A 25,781-nucleotide genomic window follows, 5' to 3' on the forward strand; every position below is an offset into this window, starting at 1 on the left:
GACCTTGGTACAGGTCGTTACGGTATCCGCGACTACAGCGGCCTATGCGGCAGAAGCCGTCAAGCCGAAGGCGCGCGTGTCCGGCGATGGCCCGGCGGACGAGGCGATCACCTTGCTTTCGCCTCGCCGTTCCAGTGAGCCGGCGATCACGCCTGCTTCCGTCCCGAAGATGAAGGGTGCGCTTCCGCTATCGTTGATGCTGATGAGCGCCGATGGCCGTCTGCCTCAGCAGACCGAGGCCGAAACCTTGCGTCGTTATCTCGAATACATGCGCGAGGACGACGACGCGTCGCAAGACCACGAAAGCGAAAGCCGGCAGGAGGACCCTGCCGGCGATGACGATGAGAGCGGCGCCGCCGCCTGAGGCAACGCAGTTCGTCTTGTCGGGTCGTTCAGTGGTGCGAGTGACCGCCGGTTGCGGCAGCACCACCGCCCGCCGTTCCCACGGCAAGCTTGGCATCGACCTTGCCGGCCTTCTCGAAGACCAGTGTCACCGGCACCGTTTCGCCTTCGGCAAACGGTTTCGACACCTGCATGAACATCAGATGCAGGCCGCCAGCCTTGAGTTCGACCGTTTCGCCAGCGGGGATGACGACACCGTCGTCGAGTTTGCGCATCTTCATCACATCGTTTTCCATCGCCATTTCATGGATTTCGACACGGCCCGCGACCGGGCTTTCGACTGCCACGAGGCGATCATCGGCACCGCCACCGTTCTTGATCGTCAGGAAGCCACCGCCGACCTTGGCGCCGGGCAGCATCGCCTTGGCTGCGCCGCCTGAAATTTCGAGGTCGCCCAGCTTGATTGGCCCGTCAGCGGCCATATGGCCGGCGTGCTCGTCGCCGCCAGTGGTCAACTTCACCGTCACTGTAGGAGCTGGGCTCTTCAGATCGTGTGCACTCTGCCCCTCAGCCGCAACCTGGTCCCAGACCACCTTGCCGTCCGTGCCGCACAACTGCACGGTCGGGAAAGCAAGCACCGTTTCCTTGTCAAAGCCCGAGACCTTACCCTTGACCACGAAGGTGTCGTAGAATTCGTCGGGCAGATTGCCACCCTTCCAGCGGATTTCGACCGGGCCGGACGAAACCTTGTCACCGTGATTGTCATAGGTTTTCTTGTAGTCGCCCTTGATGATTTCCAGCTCCCAGCCGGGCTTCGGCTGTGGCTTGGCGAAGACGAAGCCTTCGGGCAGCTTCACCTGCACTTCTGTCGTTGCCTTGCCGTCGCAGCCATGCGGGACTTGCAGCACCGCCTTGAAGCTCTTTTCGGCTTGGGCGGTGTCGTTTTCAAATGTCGCGTGGGCGTGAGCGATGCCGGCGGTCGTGAGCGCGAGGCCGAGGGTAAGCACAGTCAGTCTGGTCGTGTTCATGTCGTAATCTCCTGACCACGGGCCGGTGGGAGCCCGGTCCTGCCGTGGTCGATGCCGCCAACGCGGCGCATTGAATTGAATGCGTTTGGAAGCGTTACGACTGTTGAGGAGGTCCGCGCGGCGGCGGCAGGAGGCGGACCTGCTTGATGGCGACATCGTCGTGCGCCTGCTTCGAGCCGGCGAGCCAATTGCCGGTCTCGGCGCGTTCGCTTTGCTGTGGCGGCGTCGGCAGGAGGGCCGCGCCTGCGAGCCGGCAAGCTTCGCAGACTGGCGCCATGGATTGCGACTTGCCGCTATCGTGGTCGACGCCATCCGTTCCGAAGCAGATTTCGGCGATGGTTCCATCGGGGAGCTGGTAAGCTGCAATCTCACCGGGCGGCAGGCTTTTCGCCATCGCCGGCTTATGGGCGAAGGACAGGAACACAAGCGCGAGAGCGGCGACAATGCGCACAGCAATCGGCAAATGTCCCTTACACCTAGTCATTGTCGTCCCCGGTATCGATCCTGAGTTATCCTCAAGCAGAGGAGAATGCAAAGGCAGAATTGACGCACCCGTTTGTCGCGCCGGAAAATCGCTGCGACAAAAATGTGTTTGACCGCGACACCGCCCCCTTGCCAAGTTCACAGGTTCGCCGTTATTTGGAGGCGATCTTGTTGGGAGAAACCGGTTCGTTCCGGTGCCGAAGGAGCAACCGCCCCGGAAACTCTCAGGCCAAAGGACCAGCAAGGTGCCGGTAGGACTCTGGAGAGAAGCGTTTTTGACGCTCGCCGAAGGGATAACAATCTCAGGCAAAGGGACAGAGGGGGCTCGAATTTGACGGCGTCTGACGCCGGAAGTGTGAGCCGGCGCGTGCGCGCGCCAGACCTGGAGGCCGGAGTTGGAAGACATTTCCCATTTGAAACATACGCCGTTGCGTGCGCTGCACCTTTCGCTGGGTGCCCGCATGGTGCCCTTTGCCGGCTACGAGATGCCGGTTCAATACCCTGATGGCGTGATGAAGGAGCACCTGCATACGCGCACTGCGGCAGGCCTTTTCGACGTCTCGCACATGGGCCAGGTCATCGTCCGGCCGAAGTCCGGCAAGATCGAGGACGCGGCTCTGGCGCTGGAAAAGCTGGTGCCGGTCGACGTGCTCGGCCTTGGCGAAGGCCGTCAGCGCTATGCGATCTTCACCAATGCCGAAGGCGGCATTCTGGACGATCTGATGATCGCCAACCGGGGCGACCACCTCTTCCTCGTCGTCAACGCCGCCTGCAAGGATGCGGATTTCGAACACCTGAAGAAAGGTCTCTCCGACAGCTGCGAAGTCACGATGCTCGATGACCGGGCGCTGATTGCGCTGCAGGGTCCCCACGCAGAGGCGGTCCTTGGTGAATTGTGGGCCGATGTCTCGGCCATGCGCTTCATGGATGTCGCCGAAGCCGATCTGCATGACGTGACCTGCATCATCTCGCGTTCCGGCTACACCGGCGAAGACGGGTTTGAAATTTCGATTCCCTCGATCTCGGCCGCCGATGTGACCCAGCGTCTGCTCGAACACCCTGATGTCAAGCCGATCGGCCTTGGCGCGCGCGATGCGCTGCGTCTGGAAGCCGGCCTTTGTCTCTACGGCAACGATATCGACACCACCACGACGCCGGTCGAAGGCGCGATCGAGTGGGCGATGCAGAAGGCGCGCCGCGCCGGTGGCGCTCGCGAGGGCGGCTTTCCCGGCGCCGATCGCATTCTTGGCCAGTTCGCTCAAGGCGCGTCACGCCGCCGCGTTGGCCTGAAGCCCGAGGGCCGGGCACCCGTGCGCGGTGGTGCCAATCTGTTTGCCGACACCGAGGGCAAGACGCTCGTCGGCAAGGTGACTTCAGGCGGCTTCGGCCCCACCGTCGATGGCCCTATTGCCATGGGCTACGTCGACGCCACCCATACCGACAACGGCACGGCCGTCTATGCGGAGGTGCGCGGCAAGTATCTGCCTGTCGTCGTCACCGCCCTGCCCTTTGTCAAACAAACCTACAAACGCTGATCAGGAGAGAGCGCAAATGTTGAAGTTCACCGACGAACACGAGTGGCTGAAGGTCGAAGCTGGCGTAGCAACGGTTGGAATCACAGAACACGCGGCCGGCCAGCTCGGCGATCTCGTCTTTGTGGAACTGCCGGAAACCGGCTCCACCTTCGCAAAGGGCGACACGGCCGCGACTGTCGAATCCGTCAAGGCAGCATCCGACGTCTATTGTCCACTTGATGGCGAAATCGTCGAAGTCAACCAGGCGATCGTCGACGACCCGTCGCTGGTCAACAGCGACCCGCAGGGCGCTGCTTGGTTCTTCAAGCTGAAACTCGCCGATCCGAACGCAGCCGACGCCCTTCTCGACGAAGCGGCCTACAAGGAGCTCGTCGCCTGATGAGCATGCCCAAGGACTTCACCTTTACCGACTACAAGCCGTATGACTTCGCCAACCGGCGTCATATCGGCCCGTCGCCGGCGGAAATGGATGAGATGCTGAAGGTCGTCGGTTATCCGTCGCTCGACGCGCTCATCGACGACACCGTGCCGCCGTCGATCCGTCAGAAGACACCGCTCGCCTGGGGCGCGCCGATGACCGAGCGCGAAGCGCTCGACAAGATGCGCGAAACGGCCAACCGCAACCAGAAGCTCGTGTCGCTGATCGGCCAGGGCTATTACGGCACGATCACGCCGCCGGTCATCCAGCGCAACATCCTGGAAAATCCAGCCTGGTACACGGCCTACACGCCCTACCAGCCGGAAATCAGCCAGGGCCGCCTGGAAGCGCTGCTCAACTACCAGACCATGGTCTGCGACCTCACGGGCCTCGACGTCGCCAACGCCTCGCTGCTCGACGAAGCGACGGCTGCCGCCGAAGCGATGGCCATGGCCGAACGCGTCTCGAAGTCCAAGGCGAAGGCCTTCTTCGTCGACGAGAATTGCCATCCGCAGACGATCGCGCTTCTGAAGACCCGTGCCGAGCCGCTCGGCTGGCAGATCATCATCGGTAATCCCTTCACCGATCTCGATCCGGTCGACGTCTTCGGCGCCATCTTCCAGTATCCGGGAACCTACGGCCAGGTGAACGACTTCACCGGCCTGATCGCGCGCCTGCACCAGACCGGTGCTATCGCAACGGTCGCTGCCGACCCGCTGGCACTGGCGCTGCTGAAGTCGCCGGGCGAAATGGGCGCCGATATCGCCATCGGTTGCACCCAGCGCTTCGGCGTTCCGGTCGGTTATGGCGGTCCGCACGCCGCCTACATGGCCGTCAAGGACGCGCACAAGCGCTCGATGCCGGGCCGCCTCGTCGGCGTCTCCGTCGATGCCCGCGGCAACCGCGCCTATCGCCTGTCGCTTCAGACCCGCGAACAGCATATCCGCCGCGAAAAGGCGACGTCGAACATCTGCACCGCGCAGGTGCTTCTGGCTGTCATGGCCTCGATGTATGCTGTCTTCCATGGACCGAAGGGCATCAAGGCGATCGCCCAGAGCGTTCACCAGAAGACCGTTCGTCTCGCCATGGGCCTCGAAAAGCTCGGCTACACCGTCGAGCCGGACGTGTTCTTCGACACGATCACCGTCGATGTCGGCAAGCTGCAGGGCATCATCCTCAAGACTGCCGTCGCCGAGGAAGTGAACCTGCGCAAGATCGGCGAGACCAAGATCGGCATCAGCCTCGACGAGCGCTCGCGCCCCGTCACGCTCGAAGCCGTCTGGCGCGCCTTTGGCGGCGACTTCAAGGTGGAAGAGTTCGAGCCCGGCTACCGTCTGCCGCAGCCGCTCCTGCGCACCAGCGAGTACCTGACGCATCCGATCTTCCACATGAACCGGGCCGAGAGCGAAATGACGCGGTACATCCGCCGTCTTTCCGACCGCGACCTCGCGCTCGACCGGGCGATGATCCCGCTCGGTTCCTGCACGATGAAGCTCAACGCCACGGCCGAGATGCTTCCGATCACCTGGCCGGAATTTGCCGAAATCCATCCTTTCGTTCCCAAGGATCAGGCAGCCGGCTACCAGCACATGATCGAAGATCTGTCGGAAAAGCTCTGCGCCGTCACCGGCTATGATGCGATTTCCATGCAGCCGAACTCCGGCGCGCAAGGCGAATATGCCGGTCTCCTTACGATCCGCGCCTACCACCTGGCGCAGGGTAACGATCACCGCGACGTCTGCCTGATCCCGACCTCGGCGCACGGCACCAATCCGGCCTCCGCCCAGATGGCTGGCATGAAGGTTGTCGTCATCAAGGTGAGCGAAAACGGCGACATCGACATGGACGATTTCCGTGCGAAAGCCGAGCAGTACGCGGAAAACCTCTCGTGCTGCATGATCACCTACCCCTCGACGCACGGCGTGTTCGAGGAGAACGTTCGCGAGGTCTGCGAGATCGTGCACAAGCATGGTGGCCAGGTTTACCTGGACGGCGCCAACATGAACGCCATGGTCGGTCTTGCCCGCCCTGGCGACATCGGCTCCGACGTCAGCCACCTGAACCTGCATAAGACCTTCTGCATCCCGCACGGCGGCGGCGGTCCCGGCATGGGCCCGATCGGCGTCAAGGCGCATCTGGCGCCCTACCTGCCCGGTCACCCGGAAACGGATGGCAATGACGGTGCGGTTTCGGCGGCCCCCTTCGGCTCGGCTTCGATCCTGCCGATCTCCTGGAGCTATTGCCTGATGATGGGCGGCGAAGGACTGACCCAGGCGACGAAGGTGGCGATCCTCAACGCCAACTACATCGCTGCCCGGCTGAAGGGCGCGTATGAGGTGCTCTACAAGTCGTCCAAGGGCCGTGTGGCGCATGAGTGCATCATCGACACCCGTCCGCTGGTCGAAAGCGCGGGCGTGACTGTTGACGACGTTGCCAAGCGCCTGATCGACTGCGGCTTCCACGCTCCGACCATGAGCTGGCCGGTTGCCGGCACCCTGATGATCGAGCCGACCGAATCGGAAACCAAGGCCGAGATCGATCGTTTCTGCGATGCGATGCTGGCAATCCGCGAGGAAGCCCGCGCCATCGAGGAAGGCCGGATGGACAAGCTGAACAATCCGCTGAAGAACGCACCGCACACGGTCGAAGACCTGGTCGGCGATTGGGATCGTCCCTATTCGCGCGAACAGGCTTGCTACCCGCCGGGCGCATTCCGGGTTGACAAGTACTGGTCGCCGGTCAATCGCGTCGACAACGTCTTCGGTGATCGCAACCTCGTCTGCACCTGCCCGCCGCTGGAAAGCTACGCGGAAGCAGCGGAGTAAGCTTGCGAACAGCGGGGCGCGCCACGACGGCGCGCCCCGTTTTCACTCTATTGCTGAAGGATGGAGCCGCCAGGCGGCAAGGTGTTCTCTATCCAGAAGCGAACGAAAGCCTCGGCGAATTGCCGGTAGCCTGAAAGCGACGACGGCTTGGCCGCGTAGGCGTTTGCTCCGGCCTTGTAGGATCTGACGACGTCACTCGGATTGGTAGACGAGGTCAGCACGATCACCGGCAGCACCGATGTGCCCTCATTGGAGCGTATGCGCTCCAGCAATTCCATCCCGTCGATCCCGGGCATCTTGATATCCAGAAGCACATAATCGAAGTGCTCGCGCGCGAGCCGCTGGACGGCCTCGTCGGCGTGGGTGACATGGACGATGTCCAGCGTGTCGTCCGTCTGCGAAAGCGCGCGCGTGACGAAACGCGCGTCGTGCGCGTTGTCTTCCACCACAAGCAATCGCTTCGGTGACTTGGCCAAGCCTGTCGCCTTATCTGGTCTTCCGCATCCGTTTTGGAAGGGTCACCACAAACCGTGCGCCTTCGACAAAGCCGATGTCAAGATGGATCGATCCGTTGTGGCTTTCAGCGATCCGCTTGGCGAGCGCAAGGCCGATGCCGGTGCCGCCATAGGTGTTCTCGTCGTGATGGAGGCGCTGGAACACTTCGAAGATGCGTGTGGCGAAGCGCGGGTCGATGCCGATGCCGTTGTCCTCAACCACAAACTCGACCTGCTGATCGGCGATGCGACCATTGATGCGCACGACCGGCCGGCGGTCCGGGTGGCGATACTTGATGGCATTGCCGACCAGATTCTGAACGAGCCGGCGCAACAGTTCCGGGTCACCTTGCACCCTCGGCAGCGAGCCGACCTCGAAGCTGACGTTCGCCTCACAGGCGTAGCCGTCGAGCACACTGAGTGTGTCGGCGACGATATCGTTGAGGTCAACGTCTGACCACGTGCTGATCTGATAGGCGATCTGCGAATAATCGAGCAGGCTGTCGATAACCCGGTTCATCCGTTTGGCGCTGTCGCGCAGGTGGCGGGCGCTGGCTGAAACTTCATGCTGGTTGCCGGCAGCCAACTCGTCTTCGATCATCTCGGAGAACATCGAGATGTGCCGCAAAGGCGCCTTCAGATCGTGAGACACGGTTGCCGTGAACTGATCGAGCGCCACGTTCTTGTGCTCAAGCTCCTGTCGCTGGCGTTCGAGCGCCAGCTCTGCGCGCTTGAGTTCGGTCACGTCGACCCGCAGGACGACGGTGTTTCCGTCCTTGGTCTTGATGTTTTCCACCCGCAGCCACCGGTCGCCGGCGTAACTGTAGATCTTCGGCTGGTTGTCCGGTTGACGAAAGTCCTGCAGACGGTGCGCCACCCAGGCCGGCCACTCCGGGTTGCCGGGCAAGGCTTCAGGATAGTGACCTGCTCTCTGTGCAAGCAGAAGTATCTCTTCGGCCGTGATACCGGGGCGCAGCAAAGGGCCGGCCGGGCCGCAGATCGTTACATAGGCGCGATTGTAGACCAGCAGCCTTTCCTCCGCATCGAAGATCGCAAAACCTTCGGGCATGACGTCGAGCGCCGCGTCAAGCATGTCCGACGCCCGCTGCCGCTCCTGCACGGCCTTGGCGAGGTCCGAGACATCGCGAATGATGCCGATCAGGGCCAGTTCCCGCCCGCCGGCATCGACAAGCGGTGTCGTGCGCAAATGACCCGAGAATGTCGAGCCATCGCGCCGGACGTAGCTATAAGTCGAGGTGCGCGCGATCCTTTCATCGACGTTCGCCGCGCGATTGTGCAGGCGCCTCGCATATTCGCTGTCGTCGGCATAGATCAGGCGCGCTGGTTGGCCGATGAACGCATCCGCTGCATAACCGAATTGCGCCAGCGCCGCCGGGTTGGCCGAGCGAATAATGCGCGACGCATCAAGGATGATCACCGGATCCGGAAAGGTCTCATAGAGCGCCTTGAAGACAAGCTCCTCGTCGAACGCCGTCACGCCCTTCTCCCCCCGTCACCCGGCCGCATATCAGCAGAAAAAAGGCCCGGCGAAAAGCCGGGCCTACCATCTCTCTACGCGGAAAGAGCGTATCAGCTAGCGGGCACGACGGCGTCGCCGCGCGCCGCAAGCGCTGCCAGGTCGGCTGGCTTCAGCTCGACCGATTCGCCGCAGCCACAGGCGGATGTCTGGTTGGGATTGTTGAAGGTGAAACCGGAGCGAAGCGTCGTTACCTCGAAATCCATCTGCGTGCCGAGCAGGTAAAGCACCGCTTCGGGCGCGACCCAGACCTTGGCGCCATCGCGCTCGATCAGATCGTCTTTCGCATTGGGTTCGGTAACGAGGTCAACGGCATATTCCATGCCTGCGCAGCCGCCCTTCTTGATGCCGACACGAATGCCCAAGGCATCGGCACCGGCATTTTCCACGATCGACCGGACGCGGCTGGCGGCAGCATCGGTCAAGCTCATCACGGCAAAGCCCATCGGCCTTATCTCCTTGTCGCCACCGGGGTTAAGGCCCGGCGCCTTCCAGAATCAAATGTAGTGTCCGCAGCTTAACGGATCAATATGGCGCCTTGCGGTCAGTACCAGCCGATCGCCACTTGGGCCTCTTCCGACATGCGGTCCGGCGTCCACGGCGGGTCGAAGGTCATCGCCACTTCGACGCCCGACACGCCCTCAACGGCGCCAACCGCATTTTCGACCCAGCCGGGCATCTCGCCGGCAACGGGGCAACCGGGTGCCGTCAGCGTCATGTCGATCTTGACCATGCGGTCGTCTTCGATGTCGATCTTGTAAATCAGCCCGAGTTCGAAGATGTCAGCCGGGATTTCCGGGTCGTAGACGGTCTTCAGCGCGCTGATGATATCGTCGCTCAGCCGTGCCAGTTCTTCGGCCGGGATTGCCGAATGCACGATGCCCTCGCGGACGTCGATTTTGTCTTGCGTTGCATCCAGGCTCATATCGGCCTCCTAGACTTTCTCTTTTGGTTCAGATGCTTGAATTGCCAGCCTGAACCATTTTCCAAACTCGATCAGGCGAAGAACTTACGCGCATGGTCCAGCGCGTCCGCCAACGCGTCCACTTCGGCCCGTGTGTTGTAGAGGCCGAAGGATGCGCGGCATGTGGAGGTGACGCCGAAGCGTTTCAAGAGCGGCTGCGCACAATGGGTGCCGGCACGCACTGCAACACCGGCGCGGTCGATCACCGTCGAAATATCATGGGCGTGAACGCCCGCAATCTCGAAGGAGAAGATGCTGCCTTTGCCGGGTGCGTCGCCGAACACTTTCAGCGAATTGATCCTCGACAGGCGCTCGCGGGCATAGGCCGTCAGGTCAGCTTCGTGTTGTGTGATCGCCGCCCGGCCGATCTTTTCCATGTAGTCGAGCGCATAGCCGAGCCCGATCGCCTGGACGATCGGCGGTGTGCCGGCTTCGAAACGGTGCGGCGGATCGTTGTAGGTGATGCGGTCTTCGGTCACTTCCTCGATCATTTCGCCGCCACCCATGAAAGGGCGCATTTCCTTTAGGCGGTCCATCTTGCCGTAAAGCACGCCAATGCCCGAGGGGCCGTAGAGCTTGTGACCGGTCATCACGTACCAGTCGCAATCGATGTCCTGCACGTCGACAGGCATATGAACAGCGCCCTGGCTGCCGTCGACCAGCACCGGGATCCCCCGCTCGCGGGCGATGCGGCAAATTTCCTTGACCGGAACCACGGTGCCCAGCGCATTCGACATATGGGTAATGGCGATGAGCTTGGTGCGCTCCGTCAGGCATTTTACGAAATCTTCGATGTGGAAGGCGCCGTCGTCGTCGATCGGCGCCCAGACCAGCTTGGCGCCCTGGCGTTCCCTGATGAAATGCCATGGTACGATGTTGGAGTGGTGCTCCATGATCGACAGCACGATCTCGTCGCCCTCGCCGAGCTTCGGCATGCCGTAACCATAGGCGACCGTATTGATCGCCTCGGTGGAGGATTTCGTGAAGATGATGTTGTCGGCAGAGGGCGCATTCAGGAAGCGGCGCACCTTCTCGCGCGACGCTTCATAGGCCTCCGTGGCAGCGTTCGAGAGAAAATGCAGCCCGCGATGCACGTTGGCGTATTCATTGGAGTAGGCATGGCTCACCGCGTCGATGACGACCTGCGGCTTCTGCGCCGATGCACCGTTGTCGAGATAGACAAGCGGTTTGCCATAGACGGTTCGCGACAGGATCGGAAAATCCCTGCGGATCGCTTCGACGTCGTAGGCGGGCACCGGCACAGTGTGTTCCATGTCATTCAATCCAATCAGACGCGCCGTTTAGGCGTGCTTTTCGAGCCAGGCCGAGATCACGCTTTCCAGCGCTTCGACCAGCGGTTCGTCGTCGAGTTCCTCGACGATCTCGGCAACGAAGGCATTGACGAGCATCGCCCGCGCCTTGTTCTCCGGGATGCCACGCGCCATGAGGTAGAAGAGCTGCGTGTGGTCGATGTCGGCAACGGTGGCGCCGTGGCCGCACTGCACGTCGTCGGCGAAGATTTCAAGCTCGGGCTTTGCCGACAGATCGGCATCGTCCGAAAGCAACAGCGTGTTGCACGCCATCTTCGCATCGGTCTTCTGCGCGTCCTTGGCGACCAGGATCTTGCCCTGGAACACGCCCTTGGCGCGGTCGAACACGACGTTGCGGATGATCTCCGTCGACGTCGTGTGCGGCACGTTGTGGCCGAGCGTGAAGGTCACGTCCGTGTGGCTTTCGCCGCCGAGCAGGTTGATGCCCCGCAGCTTGAAATCGGCGCCCTCGCCGCTCGTCTTGCCGTGGATCTCCTGGCGCACCAGCTTGCCGCCGGCATTGATGAGAAACAGATGCAGCTTGGCATCCTTGGCGAGATCGAAGCGGATCTGGCCGAGATGGGTATCGGCCGCACCCTGCTGCTGCAGGACGATCCAGGTGATCTCAGCGCCTTCGCCGACCGTTATGTCGCTGACCGACGAGATCAGGCTCTCGGCGGCATTGGTCGACAGATGACGCTCGATGACGGTCGCCTTCGTGTTCGCACCAAAGGAGACCGGGAAGCGCGTATGCGCCTGGCCGAGGCTCTGAACCAGCTGGATTTCCAACGGATCTTCCAGCTCGGTACCATCTGCGATCACAAGCTCCAGGCCACCGCGCACGAGCCCGCCATTGATGCGGCCGATGGCATCGTCCGTGCCGAGCACGGCAAGGCCGGCAGCGGCAGAGCCGTCGAGCAGGCTGTCGGTGTAGGAGCGGATCGTCACGCCCTCGGGCGCATTGCCCTTGAGGTCGGCATGGCCGTTGCGCACCGAAAGCACGGTCGCGCCGGCGACAAGTGCCTCGACACGATCGGCGAACGCCGTCGGGTCAGCGGTCGGCACGGCCCGCAGCAGCGTGCGAAGGTCGGTATAGTGCCAGGATTCGACGCGTCGCGTCGGCAGGCCCGCTGTCTTCAGTTCGTGCACCAAGGTGTCACGCACCGACAGCACCGAGCCGTCGCCCGGCAGATCGCCGATCTGCGCGGTATAGGCATCGACGAGCGCCGTTTCAGCGGCCGTCATCTTGATTGCCTGTTGCATATTCATTCGAACACTCCTTCAACAGGCCCTAGGCTGCAGCTTCGATGATGTCAGCGTAGCCGTTGGCTTCGAGTTCGTGTGCAAGCGTCTTGTCGCCCGACTTGATGACCTGGCCCTTGTAGAGAACGTGGACGGTATCCGGAACGATATAGTCGAGCAGGCGCTGGTAGTGGGTGATGACGATCACGGCACGGTCGGGCGAACGCAGCGCGTTGACGCCGTCGGCGACGATCTTCAGCGCATCGATGTCGAGACCGGAGTCGGTTTCGTCGAGCACGCAAAGCTTCGGCTCGAGCAGCGCCATCTGCAGGATCTCGGCGCGCTTCTTCTCGCCGCCGGAGAAGCCGACGTTGAGCGGACGACGCAGCATTTCCGGCGCGATCTTGAGTTCGGCGGCGGCTTCCTTGACGCGGCGCATGAATTCCGGCGTCGTCAGTTCGTCTTCGCCGCGGTACTTGCGCTGCTCGTTCATCGCCACTTTGAGGAACTGCATGGTGGCAACGCCGGGGATTTCGACCGGGTACTGGAAGGCGAGGAAGATGCCCTTGGCAGCCCGCTCGGAAGCTTCTAGCTCAAGGATGTTCTCGCCGTTGTAAAGGATTTCGCCTTCAGTGACTTCATAGTCCTCGCGACCCGACAGGATGTAGGACAGCGTCGACTTGCCTGAGCCGTTCGGGCCCATGATGGCGGCGACTTCGCCGGCCTTCACGGTCAGGTTCAGGCCACGGATGATTTCGGTGCCGTCTTCGGCGATGCGGGCGTGCAGGTTCTTGATTTCAAGCATTTCTATCGTCCTCTTGGGAAACGAACGTCTGTTCGCGCGCAAGGCAATGCGCGCCATTCAATAATCAGTTCAGGGCGTCAGCCGACCGAGCCTTCGAGCGAGATGCCGATCAGCTTCTGCGCTTCGACGGCGAATTCCATCGGCAGCTCCTGGATGACTTCCTTGACGAAGCCGTTGACGATCAGCGCGATCGCCGCCTCTGTCGGGATGCCGCGCTGCAGGCAGTAGAACAGCTGGTCCTCGGAAATCTTCGACGTTGTTGCTTCATGCTCGAACTGTGCCGTCGAGTTCTTGGCCTCGATGTAGGGCACGGTGTGTGCACCGCACTTGTCGCCGATCAGCAGCGAATCGCACTGGGTAAAGTTGCGGGCGTTCTCGGCCTTGCGGTGGGCCGAGACCTGGCCGCGATAGGTGTTTTCCGAAACGCCGGCAGCGATGCCCTTGGAGACGATGCGGCTCGACGTGTTCTTGCCGAGGTGGATCATCTTGGTGCCCGAGTCGATCTGCTGATGGCCGTTCGAAACCGCGATCGAGTAGAACTCGCCGCGCGAACCGTCGCCACGCAGGATGCAGGACGGATACTTCCAGGTGATCGCCGAACCGGTTTCCACCTGGGTCCAGGAGATCTTGGAGTTCTTGCCGCGGCAATCGCCACGCTTGGTGACGAAGTTGTAGATGCCGCCCTTGCCATGCTTGTCGCCGGGATACCAGTTCTGGACCGTCGAATACTTGATCTCGGCCTCATCCAGAGCAATCAGCTCGACGACAGCCGCATGCAGCTGGTTTTCATCGCGCTGGGGCGCCGTGCAGCCTTCGAGATAGGAAACGTAGGCGTTGTCTTCGGCGATGATCAGCGTGCGTTCGAACTGACCGGTGTTCTTCTCGTTGATGCGGAAGTAGGTCGACAGCTCCATCGGGCAACGAACGCCCTTCGGCACGAAGACGAACGAGCCATCGGTAAAGACGGCGGAGTTGAGCGTCGCGTAGTAGTTGTCGGTCGTCGGCACGACGGTCCCGAGATACTTCTTCACGAGATCGGGGTGTTCGCGGATGGCTTCGGAGATCGACATGAAGATCACGCCGGCCTTCTTCAGCTCTTCCTTGAAGGTCGTGACGACGGATACGCTGTCAAAGACGGCGTCGACGGCGATCTTGGACTTCTGTACGCCGGCCAGCATTTCCTGTTCCTTCAGGGGAATGCCGAGCTTTTCGTAGACCTTCAGAAGTTCGGGGTCGACTTCGTCGAGCGACTTCGGACCCGTCGTGCCCTTCGGCGCGGCGTAGTAATAGATGTCGTTGAAGTCGATCTTCGGATAGTTGACGCGCGCCCATGTGGGCTCATCCATCGTCAGCCAGCGGCGATAGGCGTCAAGGCGCCATTCGAGCATCCATTCCGGCTCGCTCTTCTTGGCAGAGATGAAACGGATGATGTCTTCGGAAAGGCCCTTCGGCGCCTTTTCGACTTCGATGGTGGTTTCGAATCCGTATTTGTACTGGTCCACGTCGATCTGACGGACCTGATCAATGGTCTCCTGCACGGCAGGCATGTCGTTCTCCAATCTTTCCGGATCCAAGGTCCGGTAGCTTGTCAACACGATGCGAACTTGGCGCACCGCTTATGTAATGGCTAAAAGGCGCTTTTCACCCCATTTGCCAAGCGGAAAATTGCTTTTCCGCAATTTCGTTCAACCGCACGTTCTCATGCGGCCTGACCTGTGGTTCGGCGCCTTGCGGCAACCTTGGCGAAGACCGCCGCGCAGCGCTCGATCTCGACTTCGGTCGTTGCCGGTCCGATCGAGATGCGCAGAGCCCCCTGGCGCGGGTCGTATCCCATTGCCGTCAGCACGTGGCTCTGGCCGACCTTGCCGGACGAGCAGGCCGAGCCGGCCGAAAGCGCCACCCCCTCGAGGTCGAAGGCGATCTGCCCGGTTTCCGCCTTCATGCCAGGAAGCGTGAAGAAGATGGTGTTGCCAACGCGCGAAACGTCGCGGCCATGGATGACCACATCCGGCGCCGATATCCGCATGTCCTGCTCCAGCCGGTCGCGAAGCGAGGAAATCGATCTCATTCGTTCCGTCAGGCTTTCGGCCGCCTTGCGAGCGGCTGCGGCGAAGCCTGCGATCGCGACTGCGTTCTCGGTTCCCGAGCGGTGACCCTTCTCCTGGCCGCCGCCCCGGATCAACGGCGCCGGCATCATGATCTCGCCGCGGGCGACAAGCGCGCCGGCGCCCTTCGGGCCGCCGATCTTGTGCGACGAGAGGATCAGAAAGTCCGCGCCGAGCTCTTCGATCGAAAGCGGCAACCGGCCGGCAGCCTGGACTGCATCGACGACCAGTATACCACCATGACCACGAACGATCTCAGCAATCTCGGCAATCGGCTGAACGACGCCGGTTTCATTGTTGACCAGCATCACCGCAACCATCGGCAGCCCGCTCTCGCGGTCGTGGTTGGCGAGGAGCGTACGCAGGGCCTCGAGGTCGACGATACCTGCAGCGGTCACCGGGATCTCCGACACGGCCTCGCGCCCAAAACGCCCGCCTTCACGCACCGCCGGGTGCTCGATCGCAGAGGCATAGAGCCTGCCGATCTTAAGCGGCGTGCGACCCATGCGGAAATCGGGCGTCAGCACCATGTTGGCCGCCTCGGTGGCACCGCTGGTAAAGATCACGCTGGCCGCCTTTGCACTGCAAAGCGCTGCCACGTCGCGGCGGGCATTTTCGATCAGCGTGCGGACCGTTCTGCCCTCGCCATGGACCGAGGAAGGGTTGCCGACCAGGTCAAGCGCGGACAGGCACGCATCGCGCGCTTCGGCAAGAAGCGGCGCTGTGGCATTCCAGTCCATATAGATGCGCGAGGTCGACATAATTTCCTTCGCTAGAACAATAGGCTCATCGCAGACAACCACTGACGATGCATTTTCCTTGAATTTTCCGCACCGCTTGCCTTATGAGACGAAACACGGCGGAATGCCCGCACAGAAGTTTTGAACGGTTCTAAACTAGGTTTTAGAAAAGCTGAGTGCTTGCGTCAAGACTCATCGCGATCCGAAACCAAGATTCGAACCAGGAACACCCCCGGAGAGCCAATGCCCGAAATTATCTTCAACGGACCTGCCGGCCGCCTCGAAGGCCGCTATCAGCCTTCGAAGCAGAAGAGCGCCCCGATCGCCATCATCCTGCACCCGCACCCGCAGTTCGGCGGCACGATGAACAACCAGATCGTCTACCAGCTTTTCTACATGTTCCAGAAGCGCGGCTTTACGACGCTGCGTTTCAATTTCCGGGGCATCGGCCGTAGCCAGGGCGAGTTCGACCACGGCGCCGGCGAGCTTTCGGATGCCGCATCGGCGCTCGACTGGGTGCAGAGCCTGCATCCCGATTCGAAGAGCTGTTGGGTTGCCGGTTATTCCTTCGGCGCCTGGATCGGCATGCAGCTCCTGATGCGTCGTCCTGAGATCGAAGGCTTCATGGCCGTAGCACCTCAGCCCAACACCTATGATTTCTCGTTCCTGGCGCCGTGCCCGTCTTCCGGTCTCATCATCAACGGTGATTCGGACAAGGTGGCACCCGAGAAGGACGTCAACGGACTGGTGGAAAAGCTGAAGGCTCAGAAGGGTATCCTCATCACCCACAAGACCGTGCCTGGCGCCAACCACTTCTTCAACGGCCAGGTCGAGGGTCTGATGGCGGAATGCGAGGACTACCTCGACCGTCGCCTCAACGGCGAACTGACGCCGGAACCGGCTGCCAAGCGCATTCGCTGATCAAGATCCGGGCGGCTCTTACGGCCGCCCGATCCATTGTGGGACCTGTGGATTGACCACCGTCTGCGGCGCTGCGGCGCATTCCACGCGGTTGCGCCCGTTTTCCTTCGCCGCATAGAGAGCCTTGTCGGCCCGCTGCATCGCCAGTTCGAGCGGCTCATCCTTTGCAATGGCCGCCACACCAAAGCTTGCCGTCACCCTCGCCTGCTCCGCCAGGCCATCGATCTGCTGCGACATCATCGCGGCGCGCATTCCGTGCGCCACCACCCGTGCCTCCTCCAGCTCCGTCGACGGCAGGAACACGGCAAACTCTTCGCCGCCGAGACGACCGGCAACCGCGTGGTTCGGCATGACATCCTTTAGAACTCGCGCGAATTGGCGGATGACCTCGTCACCGGCGTGGTGGCCGTAGCTGTCGTTCACCAGCTTGAAACGGTCCAGGTCAGCCAGGATCAAAGTGCCCGGCAGGCGGCCTTCGCGACGTTGAAGCATGGGGGCGACCCGTTCGGTAAACCCACGCCTGTTGAAGAGCCCGGAAAGCAGGTCGATTTCGGATCGTGCGCGTGCGTCGTCGACGATTTCCATGACCATCACGCCAAGCATGGCAAGACCGGTGCCGACGATGAGGACCGCACCGAGCGCTTGGGAAATCAGCGCGAATGGGCTGGAAACATAGTCCTGCGCCGTTGCCCCCGAGCCGGCGACCACAGCCACAAAGACCTTCAGCACGTAGTAGCCGGCGGTCAGAGCCAGCAGTGACAGCAATACTCGGTCCGCCGCCGAGCGTCGCTTGGAGCGGATGACGACGGATGCTGACCACGCCTGAATGATGAAGAACGGCAACTGATAAAGGGAGGAGTGCTGCAGCGTTCCTCTCGGCCATTGATAGATGACCAGATCAAGCGCGACCGAAGCCAGGAAAAACGCGGCAAGCACCAGCCAGTTGGCCGGTACGCGATAAAAGACACCCAGGCCGAACCGCAGCAGGCAGAAACCGGCGAGAACGCTCGCAAACGCACCTATGGCGAAAAGACGTGGAGTGGATGTAAACGGCACGACGGTTTCGAACACCGCCGCAAGCGATGCAATGGCGAAGCCGCCGGCGCAATAGAGTGCGGCCCGTCTGGACCGGCTCTTTGCCGCTATAACAAGAAATGCTGCAGTGAAAATCTGGGCGATGACGAAGTTCACAGCCAGCAGAGAAATCGCACCACCCATCGACGAACCTGAATTGTCTGTTGCTGCGGCAGAGCCGCTTCGTGCCACCTCATTTGGCAGCGCCGGACGATACTAAGAGCGGCAGGCGAAAATTTGATTAACCGGTCAAATGCAAACGTGGCGGACAAAGCCTCTGTCAGCGCGCGCCATGCAATGCGTACTTCCCGCCGGTAACCGGTTGGCGTACTCCGGTTGTGCCGGGATAGGTGAGTGGCAATCCCTCCCGCGCCCGAACAGCGAGATAGGCCCAGGCCTCCGCCTCCATCGAATCGCCGTTGAATCCCACCGCCTCGGCTGACAGCACGTTTGCGCCGTGGGTTTTTGCCTGCGACCCGAGATCCCCCATGATCACCGGATTGAGCCGGCCGCCGCCGCACACGATGTAGGTCCGGGGCGTTGTAGGCAGGTGACCGGCCGATTTGACGATAGCGGCTGCCGTCACATAGGCGAGCGTGCGTGCACCGTCTTCGAGACTGGCGTCTTTTCCCTCTGGCGGTGCAAAATCGTTGCGATCGAGCGAACGACGCCTGTCCGCCGAGAAGAAGGGATTGAGCAGATAGCGTTCGGCGAGTTCCGGCAGCACGCTGCCTTCGCTGGCAATCATGCCGCCCTGGTCATAGGGAATGCCGGCATGTGCCTCGACCCATTGATCGATCAGCGTGTTACCGGGGCCGCTGTCGTAGGCAATCAGCCCGTCATCCGCGCCGATGTATGTCAAGTTGGAGATGCCGCCGACGTTGACGAAAGCAACAGGCGCTTCCAACTTGCCATCCGCTGTGGCGTTGCGGGCAAGCGCCGCATGATAGACGGGAATGAGCGGCGCGCCCTGGCCGCCATGCTCCATGTCGTTTGCGCGCATGTCGTAGAGAACATCGATGCCCGTTTCGCGGGCGAGCAGCGCACCGTCGCCAATCTGCACGGTCAAGGCGTCGTCGGGGCGGTGAAGAACCGTTTGTCCATGAAAGCCAATGATATCAACAGCATCTGATTTAATATTGTTGTTCCGCATAAAGGTTTGAACGGCTTCGGCGTGCCTCAGAGTCAGCTCCCGCTCGAGTTCGGCCAGGCTACCTGGCCGTTGCTCGCGGCTTGTGATCGACTTTGCTTCTTCGAGGCCCTGTTTCAGCCGGTCGCGGAAACGCGGATCGTAGGCGTAGCCGGCAGAAGGGCCCCGCTCGACAAACGCGTCGCCATCGGTGCGCAGCAGCGCCACGTCGATTCCGTCCATGCTCGTCCCGCTCATCAAGCCGATCGCTGTCATGATCTTGCCCATGCATTCCTCCAAGGCGTTGCTTGTCTACATAGCAAAAACATCGCCCAAGCAAAGACGTGCACTTTTGCCCAAACAATGCTAAACGCCGCGCGCAGACGTTCTACCCAGCCGAAAGAGACAGGTCATGTCCGAGTTCAAGTCCGATTTCCTCCACACCCTCAGCGAGCGCGGTTTCATTCATCAGAGTTCCGATGATGCCGGTCTCGACCAGCTGTTCCGGACGGAGACCGTGACTGCCTATATCGGCTTTGACCCGACGGCCCCGAGCCTTCACGCCGGCGGCCTCATCCAGATCATGATGCTGCACTGGCTGCAGGCGACCGGCCACCGACCGATCTCGCTGATGGGCGGCGGCACTGGCATGGTTGGCGACCCCTCCTTCAAGGACGAGGCGCGCCAACTGATGACGCCGGCGACCATCGACGCCAACATCGCCAGCATCAAGACGGTGTTTTCGAACTACCTGAGCTATGGCGATGGCCCCAAGGACGCGTTGATGATCAACAACGCCGACTGGCTGCTTGGCATCAACTACCTCGAATTCCTGCGCGACGTCGGCCGTCACTTCTCGGTAAACCGCATGCTGTCGTTCGATAGCGTCAAGACGCGGCTTGAGCGCGAGCAATCGTTGTCGTTCCTCGAGTTCAACTACATGATCCTGCAGGCCTACGATTTCGTCGAACTGCACAAGCGCACCGGCTGCCGTCTGCAGATGGGCGGCTCGGATCAGTGGGGCAATATCGTCAACGGTATCGACCTCGGCCACCGCATGGGCACGACTCAGCTTTACGCCCTCACCTCGCCGCTTTTGACGACGTCGTCGGGCGCGAAGATGGGCAAGTCGGTCAACGGCGCGATCTGGCTCAACCCGGATATGCTGTCGGCCTACGACTTCTGGCAGTACTGGCGCAACACCGAGGATGCCGACGTAACGCGCTTCCTGAAGCTCTACACCACGCTGCCGATGGTCGAGATTGAGCGGCTTTCGAAGCTCGGCGGTTCGGAGATCAACGAGGTCAAGAAGATCCTCGCGACCGAAATCACCGCCATGCTGCACGGCCGCGCCGCTGCAGAACAGGCGGCCGAGACGGCCCGCAAGACCTTCGAAGAAGGTGCGGTGTCGGAAAACCTGCCGTCGGTCGATGTGCCTGCGTCCGAGCTTGACGCCGGTATCGGCCTGTTGTCGCTGGTTGTTCGCGCTGGACTTGCCGCATCCAACGGCGAAGCCCGCCGCCACGTTCAAGGTGGCGCCGTGCGCATCAACGACCAGGCAATCAGTGACGAACGCCGGCTGATCGGCAGCGGTGACGTGACTTCGGATGGCATCGTTAAGCTGTCGCTCGGCAAGAAGAAGCACATCCTGGTTCGCCCCGCCTGAGTTGAGCGAACATCAGATCAAATCGAAGGCCGGCCGTTGCGCCGGCCTTTTTATTGGAACTCGAAGATGCTGCGGAAGACGCCGGGAGCGATGATCGAAAGCGGATTGATCGTCAGATTCGGTTGGTTGAACGGGCCATTGAGCTTGAAGGTGATGCCGAGCAAGCCGCGATCGCGGCCATTGCCGAGCAGAACGCCGATCAACGGCAATTCCCCGAAAATGCGGTTCAAGCCGTAGGCAGGCATGAAGGTGCCAGTCATGTCCATGATGCCGTTGCCGTCACGCACGGTTCCCTGGAAGGTTGCGCCGACATCGGTTCCCCTGAGAACGCCGCCATCGACGCGAATGGCGCTGCGATCGAGCGCCAGTTGGGCAAAACCGCGTTCGAAGCGCGCGGTGCTGACGTCAATGTCGCGTTTTACCGCCTGGTTGAGGCTTCGCCCGTCCTGGCCTGCCGGGGTTGACACCATCGACTGCAGGCGCTGCTCGCCGATCAGCGAAAACTTGCGGATGTCGATCGAGCCGCGCCATGATCGGCCGCCGCGATCACGCAGCTTCAGGTTCAACAGGCCGCCGCGCATGTTGCTGTAGATGTCGGCAAAGCGGGCAAGCGCACCGGCATCGCCGGTCGTCAGTTCAAGGATGTTGTCGGCGCCGGATTTGGCGAGCTTGGCCACGAGCGCCTGGCCGCTACTGGTCACCGCCGACAGATTGATGTCCTCGATCTGTTGGCCGCGCTCCGAATAGGTCAGGTTGACGTTCGACAACACTTCGCCGTTGAAGCCGGAGACGCGACCGAGCTGCCCCTGGATCGTGATGTCATCGCCGCTGCCACCGTTGCCACCCGAGCCGCTCTTCATCTGGGCAAGGATCGGACGGATATCGGCTGCCGATCCGCTCAATGTCACGACGTGGACGCCCTTGCGGCGGTCGATGGCAACGTTGAAATCGTCGCCCTGCGCCAGACGGACATTGGTGAGCTTGGCGGCGACGACGCCGGCGCCGTCGACCTGCAGACTGCCGCGTGCGCCGAAACCATCGCCGGCGATCGCGAAGTCCTTGATCGTTGTGACGCTGTCGCTGATGTCGGATGTGAAGCGCACCTCCGCGGGGATGCCAGCGCCCTTGTTCCAGCCGATCCAAGGCAGAGATAGCCTGGCCTTGGTCAGATCGATGGTGACATGCTGCATATCAGACTCGTCGATCACCAGATCGACGACCATCGGACCAAAGATAATCTTCGACAGCCCGGGCGTCAGCTTCTCCCGAGCTGCCGCATCGAGCGTCCCGCTGATTTCGCGTCTGCGCTTGACCTTCGATTTGCTGTCGACAGGCTCTGTGAGCGCAATCCTGACCTTTGCACCTTCCACCACCGCATCGGCATCGAGAACCGCTTGCTGGTTGTCGACACGGAACGTGCCGGAAAGGTTGGAAATCTCACGACCGGCGATCGGGCGCGTGACAGTGACGTTCTCTAGCTGCATTTCCACTTGCCAGAGCGGCGGCGGAGGGTGCTGGTCGGTGACAAGGCCGAACCGCGCACCGACCTGCGCGGTCAGCGGGCCGGTAAAGTCGCCGGGAACGAAGGGCGTCTTTTGCAGCGCCTGTATCGGCTTGTAGGTGACGAGCTCGGCAATCGCATCCGCCTCACCACCGACCTCGATTTTCATCTCGGCAATCAAGGGTTTGGTGTAGACATCGGGAATGATGAAGTCGCCGCCGTTGAGCGCGACCGATCGCCCGGAGGGGAAATAGGCCGCCCCTTGTTTCACGCCGACCTCCATGCGCTTGCCGCTGAGCTTGAACGTGCCGGATGTGTCGCGCAGCGGCGGTATCTCGCCGGCGATGTTGATGCGTGTACCGTCGATGTTGAACGCGATGTTCAGTTCTTTTTCGTCAAGCTTCAGCTCGCCTTCGTTGGCGGCGATCCGCCCCTCCGCCACCGATACCTCGATGCGCGCATCTGTAACCGTGCCGCCGAAGAGATTGCGGATCGCCCAGCGGCGGGCGCCCTTGGCGAGCCACCACGGCCAGAGCTGCTTGACGGCCGTCGGCTGCATGCGATCGCTGATGGCGGCAAAGCTCACCTGCGGCGAGGTCTTGCCGAAGGCGATCGACAGCGACCCGAACATCGAGCCGAGCGGGCTGGAAACGGCGAGCTGATCAAAGATCAGGCGGTGACGCGCGTCGGATGTGAAGCGGCCGCTCGCCTTGGCGTCAAAGATCAAGGGGCGTTCCGCAATATCCTCCGGTGCCGAGCTTGCATTCTTGAACAGGAGATCGATGGCAAAACCCTGGTCGGTTGCGCCTGCGATCCGATCAAGATCTTTCACAGCGCCGGTAAAGGGGAAAACAGAGCGACCGACATTGACGGTGGATGGCAGGATTTCGACAGAAGCCCGCTCGAAATCATAGGCGATATCCATCTGGGAGGGATTGATCGTCGAGACGAGCCCGCCAGCGTGGAACGCGCCTTCGGACGTCCTGACAGCCACGCGAAGATCTGGCTTGGCGCCCGCAGCGGCGCGCTTCGCGGTGAGCGTCAGCCCCGCCGTTGCGTCGATGCCGAAGGCTGCCTCTTTTCCGAAGGGGCCGTGATAGAAGAATGGTTTCAATGGAACGTTGGAGATCGACGCTTCGAAACCAGCGACATGATTCTGTGCGCCAAGAGCGTTAGCGTTGGCGTTCAGATCGACATCGACACCGTCGACGGTGAGGCTGCCTTTGACATGCATCGAGCCATCGACGTCACGATTGAACTCCAGTTCCTTCGCATCGACAGGCACGATGTAATCACGCGCACCGGCAACCGTGAAGGAAAAATTGGAAAGCAGGACCGTCTGGTCGCCGCGCCCCGCTGCCATCTGTGACATGCGATCGACGTGCGCAAAAAGCGTCTCCAGCGCCACGCCGACATCCGCGATCTTGATCTTCGTCAGATCGATCGGCTCGCCGCGTGGTAGCAGGCCGGTGTCGAAGTCACCGCCTTCCGCTTCCAGGCGCGAAACCGCAATCCGGCCCGTCAGCAACGCGATAGGGTCGAGCGCAATGGATATTGAACTCAATTTTGCGACCGGCTGACCGGATGTGGTTTCGCTCAGCGCCACCTCCCGCGCCTTCAGTGCCAGTGCCCCATTTGAGGTCATGCGTACGACGGTGCTGCCAACCTCGGCGCGATAGGCTCCGCCGAGTGCGGCGTTCAGCGCCGTGCGCGCGCGCGCGTTGAGTGTACTGTCGATTGCGCCGCTCTCAACGACGGCGATCAGGCCGGCTGCGATGATGAAGGTGAACAGAAAACCGCAAAGAGCTATCTTGCTGAGAAGGCGCAGCAGCCCGCGCTTGTGTGGTGCATGCACGATAACGGGTTCGTGTGCCTGCGCCGAGGGCAACGCATGCAACGCGACGATGTCTTTCTTGCGAAAGCCGACTTTTTCGCCGCGGATTTCACTCATCGGCGCGGACGCCCTCCAATTCAAGACGGGAAAGTCCGCCTCTCCCATCGGCGCATCATGCGGCTATGGGGCGACGGGTCATTATCACCGTCACGTAGACCACATCTGTCCAGACGGTGTCACCACACCGCGCCGACCATGCTGTGGAAAGCATTCACACATCCGTGGGTTTCGTGTCAGCGAATGCCGGGCAAAGGGTCCTATCGGCCCAACCCGTCCGGAACCTGTCAAATCTAGCACAAATCCGCTGGACGCAGGTTGTCGAATTTCGATATGCCCTAGCCGGCGATTGTTCACAAATCTTGGCGCAAGGAAGGTTTATTCATGGCAGGACTCAACCCCGGAGATCTCGCTCCTGATTTCACGCTCCCTCGTGACGGTGGCGGTTCACTTTCTCTCTCGGCGTTTCGCGGTCGCCCAGTCGTGCTGTTCTTCTATCCGAAGGACGACACCAAGAGTTGCACTCTGGAAGCGATCTCGTTCACTGAACTTGCTCCTGACTTTGCTGCCGCAGGCGTCGAGCTGATCGGCATCTCTCCTGATTCGGTGAAGCGTCACGACCGTTTCGCCAAAAAACACGGCCTGACGGTTACGCTTGCTGCCGACGAGGAAAAGACCGCCATCAACGCCTATGGGCTCTGGGTGGAAAAGAGCCTCTACGGGCGCAAATACATGGGCGTCGAACGCAGCACGTTCCTGATTGCCGCCGATGGACGGATCGCTCGCGTCTGGGAAAAGGTCAAGGTCAACGGCCATGCCCAAGAGGTACTCCAGGCCGCCAAGGCACTCTGAGTGCGAACGACGAGGCCAAGATGACGAGACTTCCCACCTTTCACAGTCTGCGCGGTGCGGCCGTCGAGGCGATCAGTGCGGCCGATCTCGACGTCAAGACGGAGCTTGCGCAGGAAGCAGCGCGCCGCTGGCAGCGCCGGGCGCTGTCATTGCGCTCACCGCTTGACCGGCCTGTTCCGCTCAGGCCGGGTCGACCGGAAAAGCCTCTTCTGACACCGCCAACCCAGGTGAAGAAGCGATCGCTGGGTTCGCTCAAGGGGCGGATCGCGCTTCTGCATTCGATCGCCCATATCGAACTCAATGCCGTCGATCTCGCGCTCGATATTGTTGCGCGTTTTGCGTCCGAATCAGTGCCGAATTCGTTCTTCGATGGGTGGATGAAGGTCGCGTTCGAGGAGGCCAAGCACTTCCGCATGGTCCGCCAGCGGCTGAACGACCTCGGCGCGGACTACGGCGACCTGCCGGCCCATGACGGACTTTGGCAGGCCGCGCACGCGACCCGAAACGATCTGACCGCCAGGCTTGCCGTTGTTCCGCTCATACTGGAGGCGCGCGGGCTGGACGTGACGCCGGCGCTCCAGGCACGGATGCGTGAGACCGGAGACTTCGAGACCGCCGCCGTCCTCGACGTCATCTACGAGGATGAGAAAGGCCATGTGGCCGTCGGCGCCAAATGGTTCCGCTTCCTCTGCGCGCGGGAAAGGAAGGATCCCGCGGCGACCTTCCAGCAACTCGTTCGCGCTAATTTTCGCGGTCCGCTCAAAGCGCCGTTCAACGACATCGCCCGTGCCGAAGCCGGGCTGACGCCGTCCTTCTACCGCTCGATGACGGCTTCCACCAACCTCTCGTAGTGCAGGCGCTCAACCAAATATTAACCCTAACGAAGTGTAATGCCCGTCAAGCAATGCGAGACAATTCG

General features: G+C 61.5%; 22 protein-coding genes and 1 riboswitch. Of the genes, 8 read left to right on the forward strand and 14 right to left on the reverse strand.

All coding sequences use genetic code 11. The features are described from left to right. Positions 1 to 4: 4 nt before the first annotated feature. The gene (locus tag LPJGGPFB_RS11470; protein ID WP_173420020.1) at positions 5 to 364 is read left to right on the forward strand and encodes a hypothetical protein; all 360 of its coding nucleotides are present in this window, start codon (positions 5 to 7) and stop codon (positions 362 to 364) included. Positions 365 to 392: 28 nt separating this feature from the next. Here LPJGGPFB_RS11470 and LPJGGPFB_RS11475 read toward each other — a convergent pair whose 3' ends face one another. Then, positions 393 to 1,370 (reverse strand): DUF1775 domain-containing protein, encoded by a 978-nt coding sequence (locus tag LPJGGPFB_RS11475; protein ID WP_173420021.1) that lies wholly within the window; start codon positions 1,368 to 1,370, stop codon positions 393 to 395. 94 nt (positions 1,371 to 1,464) lie between these two features. Next, complete coding sequence (locus LPJGGPFB_RS11480) at positions 1,465 to 1,854, reverse strand: hypothetical protein (protein ID WP_173420022.1); 390 nt, start codon at positions 1,852 to 1,854, stop codon at positions 1,465 to 1,467. A 161-nt stretch (positions 1,855 to 2,015) separates the two neighbouring features. After that, a riboswitch (glycine riboswitch) is annotated at positions 2,016 to 2,103 on the forward strand. A 145-nt stretch (positions 2,104 to 2,248) separates the two neighbouring features. On the opposite strand from LPJGGPFB_RS11480, the gene gcvT reads away from it, so the two are divergent. From gcvT to gcvP, 3 genes are read left to right on the forward strand one after another with little or no spacing between them, the layout of a single operon-like run. Next, on the forward strand, positions 2,249 to 3,388 hold the full coding sequence (gene gcvT, locus LPJGGPFB_RS11485) for a glycine cleavage system aminomethyltransferase GcvT (protein WP_173420023.1): 1,140 nt from the start codon (positions 2,249 to 2,251) through the stop codon (positions 3,386 to 3,388). A gap of 16 nt (positions 3,389 to 3,404) precedes the next feature. After that, positions 3,405 to 3,767: a glycine cleavage system protein GcvH gene (gene gcvH / locus LPJGGPFB_RS11490; protein WP_025427112.1), complete on the forward strand. Its 363-nt coding sequence runs from the start codon at positions 3,405 to 3,407 to the stop codon at positions 3,765 to 3,767. Next, complete coding sequence (gene gcvP, locus LPJGGPFB_RS11495; RefSeq protein WP_173420024.1) at positions 3,767 to 6,631, forward strand: aminomethyl-transferring glycine dehydrogenase; 2,865 nt, start codon at positions 3,767 to 3,769, stop codon at positions 6,629 to 6,631. Before gcvH ends, gcvP begins: the two co-directional genes overlap by 1 nt. A 47-nt stretch (positions 6,632 to 6,678) precedes the next feature. Here gcvP and LPJGGPFB_RS11500 read toward each other — a convergent pair whose 3' ends face one another. The 9 genes from LPJGGPFB_RS11500 to LPJGGPFB_RS11540 all read right to left on the reverse strand — a co-directional run bounded on the left by LPJGGPFB_RS11500 (position 6,679) and on the right by LPJGGPFB_RS11540 (position 15,849). Continuing rightward, positions 6,679 to 7,107, reverse strand: coding sequence for a response regulator (locus LPJGGPFB_RS11500; protein ID WP_173420025.1), 429 nt, complete (start codon positions 7,105 to 7,107; stop codon positions 6,679 to 6,681). Between the two features lie 10 nt (positions 7,108 to 7,117). Beyond that, positions 7,118 to 8,623: an ATP-binding protein gene (locus LPJGGPFB_RS11505; RefSeq protein ID WP_173420026.1), complete on the reverse strand. Its 1,506-nt coding sequence runs from the start codon at positions 8,621 to 8,623 to the stop codon at positions 7,118 to 7,120. Between the two features lie 92 nt (positions 8,624 to 8,715). Then, positions 8,716 to 9,108 (reverse strand): Fe-S cluster assembly scaffold SufA, encoded by a 393-nt coding sequence (gene sufA, locus LPJGGPFB_RS11510; protein WP_173420027.1) that lies wholly within the window; start codon positions 9,106 to 9,108, stop codon positions 8,716 to 8,718. Positions 9,109 to 9,206: 98 nt separating this feature from the next. After that, the gene (locus LPJGGPFB_RS11515; RefSeq protein WP_173420028.1) at positions 9,207 to 9,587 is read right to left on the reverse strand and encodes an SUF system Fe-S cluster assembly protein; all 381 of its coding nucleotides are present in this window, start codon (positions 9,585 to 9,587) and stop codon (positions 9,207 to 9,209) included. A 71-nt stretch (positions 9,588 to 9,658) separates the two neighbouring features. Beyond that, positions 9,659 to 10,900, reverse strand: coding sequence for a cysteine desulfurase (locus LPJGGPFB_RS11520; protein WP_173420029.1), 1,242 nt, complete (start codon positions 10,898 to 10,900; stop codon positions 9,659 to 9,661). Between the two features lie 27 nt (positions 10,901 to 10,927). After that, positions 10,928 to 12,205 carry a Fe-S cluster assembly protein SufD gene (gene sufD, locus LPJGGPFB_RS11525; protein WP_173420030.1) on the reverse strand — a complete coding sequence of 426 codons (1,278 nt, stop codon included), beginning with the start codon at positions 12,203 to 12,205 and terminating at the stop codon, positions 10,928 to 10,930. 22 nt (positions 12,206 to 12,227) lie between these two features. Further along, the gene (sufC, locus tag LPJGGPFB_RS11530) at positions 12,228 to 12,983 is read right to left on the reverse strand and encodes a Fe-S cluster assembly ATPase SufC (protein WP_112804995.1); all 756 of its coding nucleotides are present in this window, start codon (positions 12,981 to 12,983) and stop codon (positions 12,228 to 12,230) included. 77 nt (positions 12,984 to 13,060) lie between these two features. Then, entirely contained in the window at positions 13,061 to 14,530 is a 1,470-nt protein-coding gene (gene sufB, locus LPJGGPFB_RS11535; protein WP_173420031.1) for a Fe-S cluster assembly protein SufB, read from the reverse strand. A gap of 152 nt (positions 14,531 to 14,682) precedes the next feature. Next, positions 14,683 to 15,849 carry a cysteine desulfurase family protein gene (locus tag LPJGGPFB_RS11540; protein WP_173420032.1) on the reverse strand — a complete coding sequence of 389 codons (1,167 nt, stop codon included), beginning with the start codon at positions 15,847 to 15,849 and terminating at the stop codon, positions 14,683 to 14,685. A gap of 222 nt (positions 15,850 to 16,071) precedes the next feature. Here LPJGGPFB_RS11540 and LPJGGPFB_RS11545 point away from each other — a divergent pair, with 222 nt between their 5' ends. Continuing rightward, a complete protein-coding gene (locus LPJGGPFB_RS11545; protein WP_025427123.1) occupies positions 16,072 to 16,749 on the forward strand; it encodes an alpha/beta hydrolase in 678 nt (225 codons plus the stop codon). An 18-nt stretch (positions 16,750 to 16,767) separates the two neighbouring features. On the opposite strand, the gene LPJGGPFB_RS11550 is transcribed toward LPJGGPFB_RS11545, so the two are convergent. Together LPJGGPFB_RS11550 and LPJGGPFB_RS11555 are read right to left on the reverse strand one after the other, a co-directional pair. Beyond that, the gene (locus tag LPJGGPFB_RS11550; protein WP_173420033.1) at positions 16,768 to 17,967 is read right to left on the reverse strand and encodes a GGDEF domain-containing protein; all 1,200 of its coding nucleotides are present in this window, start codon (positions 17,965 to 17,967) and stop codon (positions 16,768 to 16,770) included. A 136-nt stretch (positions 17,968 to 18,103) separates the two neighbouring features. Continuing rightward, positions 18,104 to 19,240: an anhydro-N-acetylmuramic acid kinase gene (locus tag LPJGGPFB_RS11555; protein ID WP_173420034.1), complete on the reverse strand. Its 1,137-nt coding sequence runs from the start codon at positions 19,238 to 19,240 to the stop codon at positions 18,104 to 18,106. Between the two features lie 124 nt (positions 19,241 to 19,364). Here LPJGGPFB_RS11555 and tyrS point away from each other — a divergent pair, with 124 nt between their 5' ends. Continuing rightward, positions 19,365 to 20,618, forward strand: coding sequence for a tyrosine--tRNA ligase (gene tyrS / locus LPJGGPFB_RS11560; protein WP_173420035.1), 1,254 nt, complete (start codon positions 19,365 to 19,367; stop codon positions 20,616 to 20,618). Positions 20,619 to 20,668: 50 nt separating this feature from the next. Here tyrS and LPJGGPFB_RS11565 read toward each other — a convergent pair whose 3' ends face one another. Then, positions 20,669 to 24,070 (reverse strand): YhdP family protein, encoded by a 3,402-nt coding sequence (locus tag LPJGGPFB_RS11565; RefSeq protein WP_173420036.1) that lies wholly within the window; start codon positions 24,068 to 24,070, stop codon positions 20,669 to 20,671. A 324-nt stretch (positions 24,071 to 24,394) separates the two neighbouring features. Between LPJGGPFB_RS11565 and LPJGGPFB_RS11570 the strand changes: the two genes are divergently transcribed. Both LPJGGPFB_RS11570 and LPJGGPFB_RS11575 read left to right on the forward strand, forming a co-directional pair. Next, on the forward strand, positions 24,395 to 24,862 hold the full coding sequence (locus LPJGGPFB_RS11570) for a peroxiredoxin (RefSeq protein ID WP_173420037.1): 468 nt from the start codon (positions 24,395 to 24,397) through the stop codon (positions 24,860 to 24,862). Positions 24,863 to 24,882: 20 nt separating this feature from the next. Then, entirely contained in the window at positions 24,883 to 25,713 is an 831-nt protein-coding gene (locus LPJGGPFB_RS11575; RefSeq protein WP_173420038.1) for a ferritin-like domain-containing protein, read from the forward strand. Positions 25,714 to 25,781 lie beyond the last annotated feature (68 nt).

Origin of the sequence: Ensifer adhaerens (assembly GCF_013283195.1) — a bacterium.
GTDB classification, from domain to species: Bacteria; Pseudomonadota; Alphaproteobacteria; order Rhizobiales; family Rhizobiaceae; genus Ensifer; species Ensifer adhaerens_G.

Bases quoted from the DNA above. Each gene is read 5' to 3' on its own strand.
- LPJGGPFB_RS11475 (WP_173420021.1), bottom strand. From the start codon at position 1,370: ATGAACACGACCAGACTGACTGTGCTTACCCTCGGCCTCGCGCTCACG.
- LPJGGPFB_RS11480 (WP_173420022.1), bottom strand. From the start codon at position 1,854: ATGACTAGGTGTAAGGGACATTTGCCGATTGCTGTGCGCATTGTCGCC.
- gcvH (WP_025427112.1), top strand. From the start codon at position 3,405: ATGTTGAAGTTCACCGACGAACACGAGTGGCTGAAGGTCGAAGCTGGC.
- gcvP (WP_173420024.1), top strand. From the start codon at position 3,767: ATGAGCATGCCCAAGGACTTCACCTTTACCGACTACAAGCCGTATGAC.
- sufA (WP_173420027.1), bottom strand. From the start codon at position 9,108: ATGGGCTTTGCCGTGATGAGCTTGACCGATGCTGCCGCCAGCCGCGTC.
- LPJGGPFB_RS11515 (WP_173420028.1), bottom strand. From the start codon at position 9,587: ATGAGCCTGGATGCAACGCAAGACAAAATCGACGTCCGCGAGGGCATC.
- LPJGGPFB_RS11520 (WP_173420029.1), bottom strand. From the start codon at position 10,900: ATGGAACACACTGTGCCGGTGCCCGCCTACGACGTCGAAGCGATCCGC.
- sufD (WP_173420030.1), bottom strand. From the start codon at position 12,205: ATGAATATGCAACAGGCAATCAAGATGACGGCCGCTGAAACGGCGCTC.
- sufC (WP_112804995.1), bottom strand. From the start codon at position 12,983: ATGCTTGAAATCAAGAACCTGCACGCCCGCATCGCCGAAGACGGCACC.
- sufB (WP_173420031.1), bottom strand. From the start codon at position 14,530: ATGCCTGCCGTGCAGGAGACCATTGATCAGGTCCGTCAGATCGACGTG.
- LPJGGPFB_RS11540 (WP_173420032.1), bottom strand. From the start codon at position 15,849: ATGTCGACCTCGCGCATCTATATGGACTGGAATGCCACAGCGCCGCTT.
- LPJGGPFB_RS11545 (WP_025427123.1), top strand. From the start codon at position 16,072: ATGCCCGAAATTATCTTCAACGGACCTGCCGGCCGCCTCGAAGGCCGC.
- LPJGGPFB_RS11550 (WP_173420033.1), bottom strand. From the start codon at position 17,967: ATGGGTGGTGCGATTTCTCTGCTGGCTGTGAACTTCGTCATCGCCCAG.
- LPJGGPFB_RS11555 (WP_173420034.1), bottom strand. From the start codon at position 19,240: ATGGGCAAGATCATGACAGCGATCGGCTTGATGAGCGGGACGAGCATG.
- tyrS (WP_173420035.1), top strand. From the start codon at position 19,365: ATGTCCGAGTTCAAGTCCGATTTCCTCCACACCCTCAGCGAGCGCGGT.
- LPJGGPFB_RS11565 (WP_173420036.1), bottom strand. From the start codon at position 24,070: ATGAGTGAAATCCGCGGCGAAAAAGTCGGCTTTCGCAAGAAAGACATC.
- LPJGGPFB_RS11570 (WP_173420037.1), top strand. From the start codon at position 24,395: ATGGCAGGACTCAACCCCGGAGATCTCGCTCCTGATTTCACGCTCCCT.
- LPJGGPFB_RS11575 (WP_173420038.1), top strand. From the start codon at position 24,883: ATGACGAGACTTCCCACCTTTCACAGTCTGCGCGGTGCGGCCGTCGAG.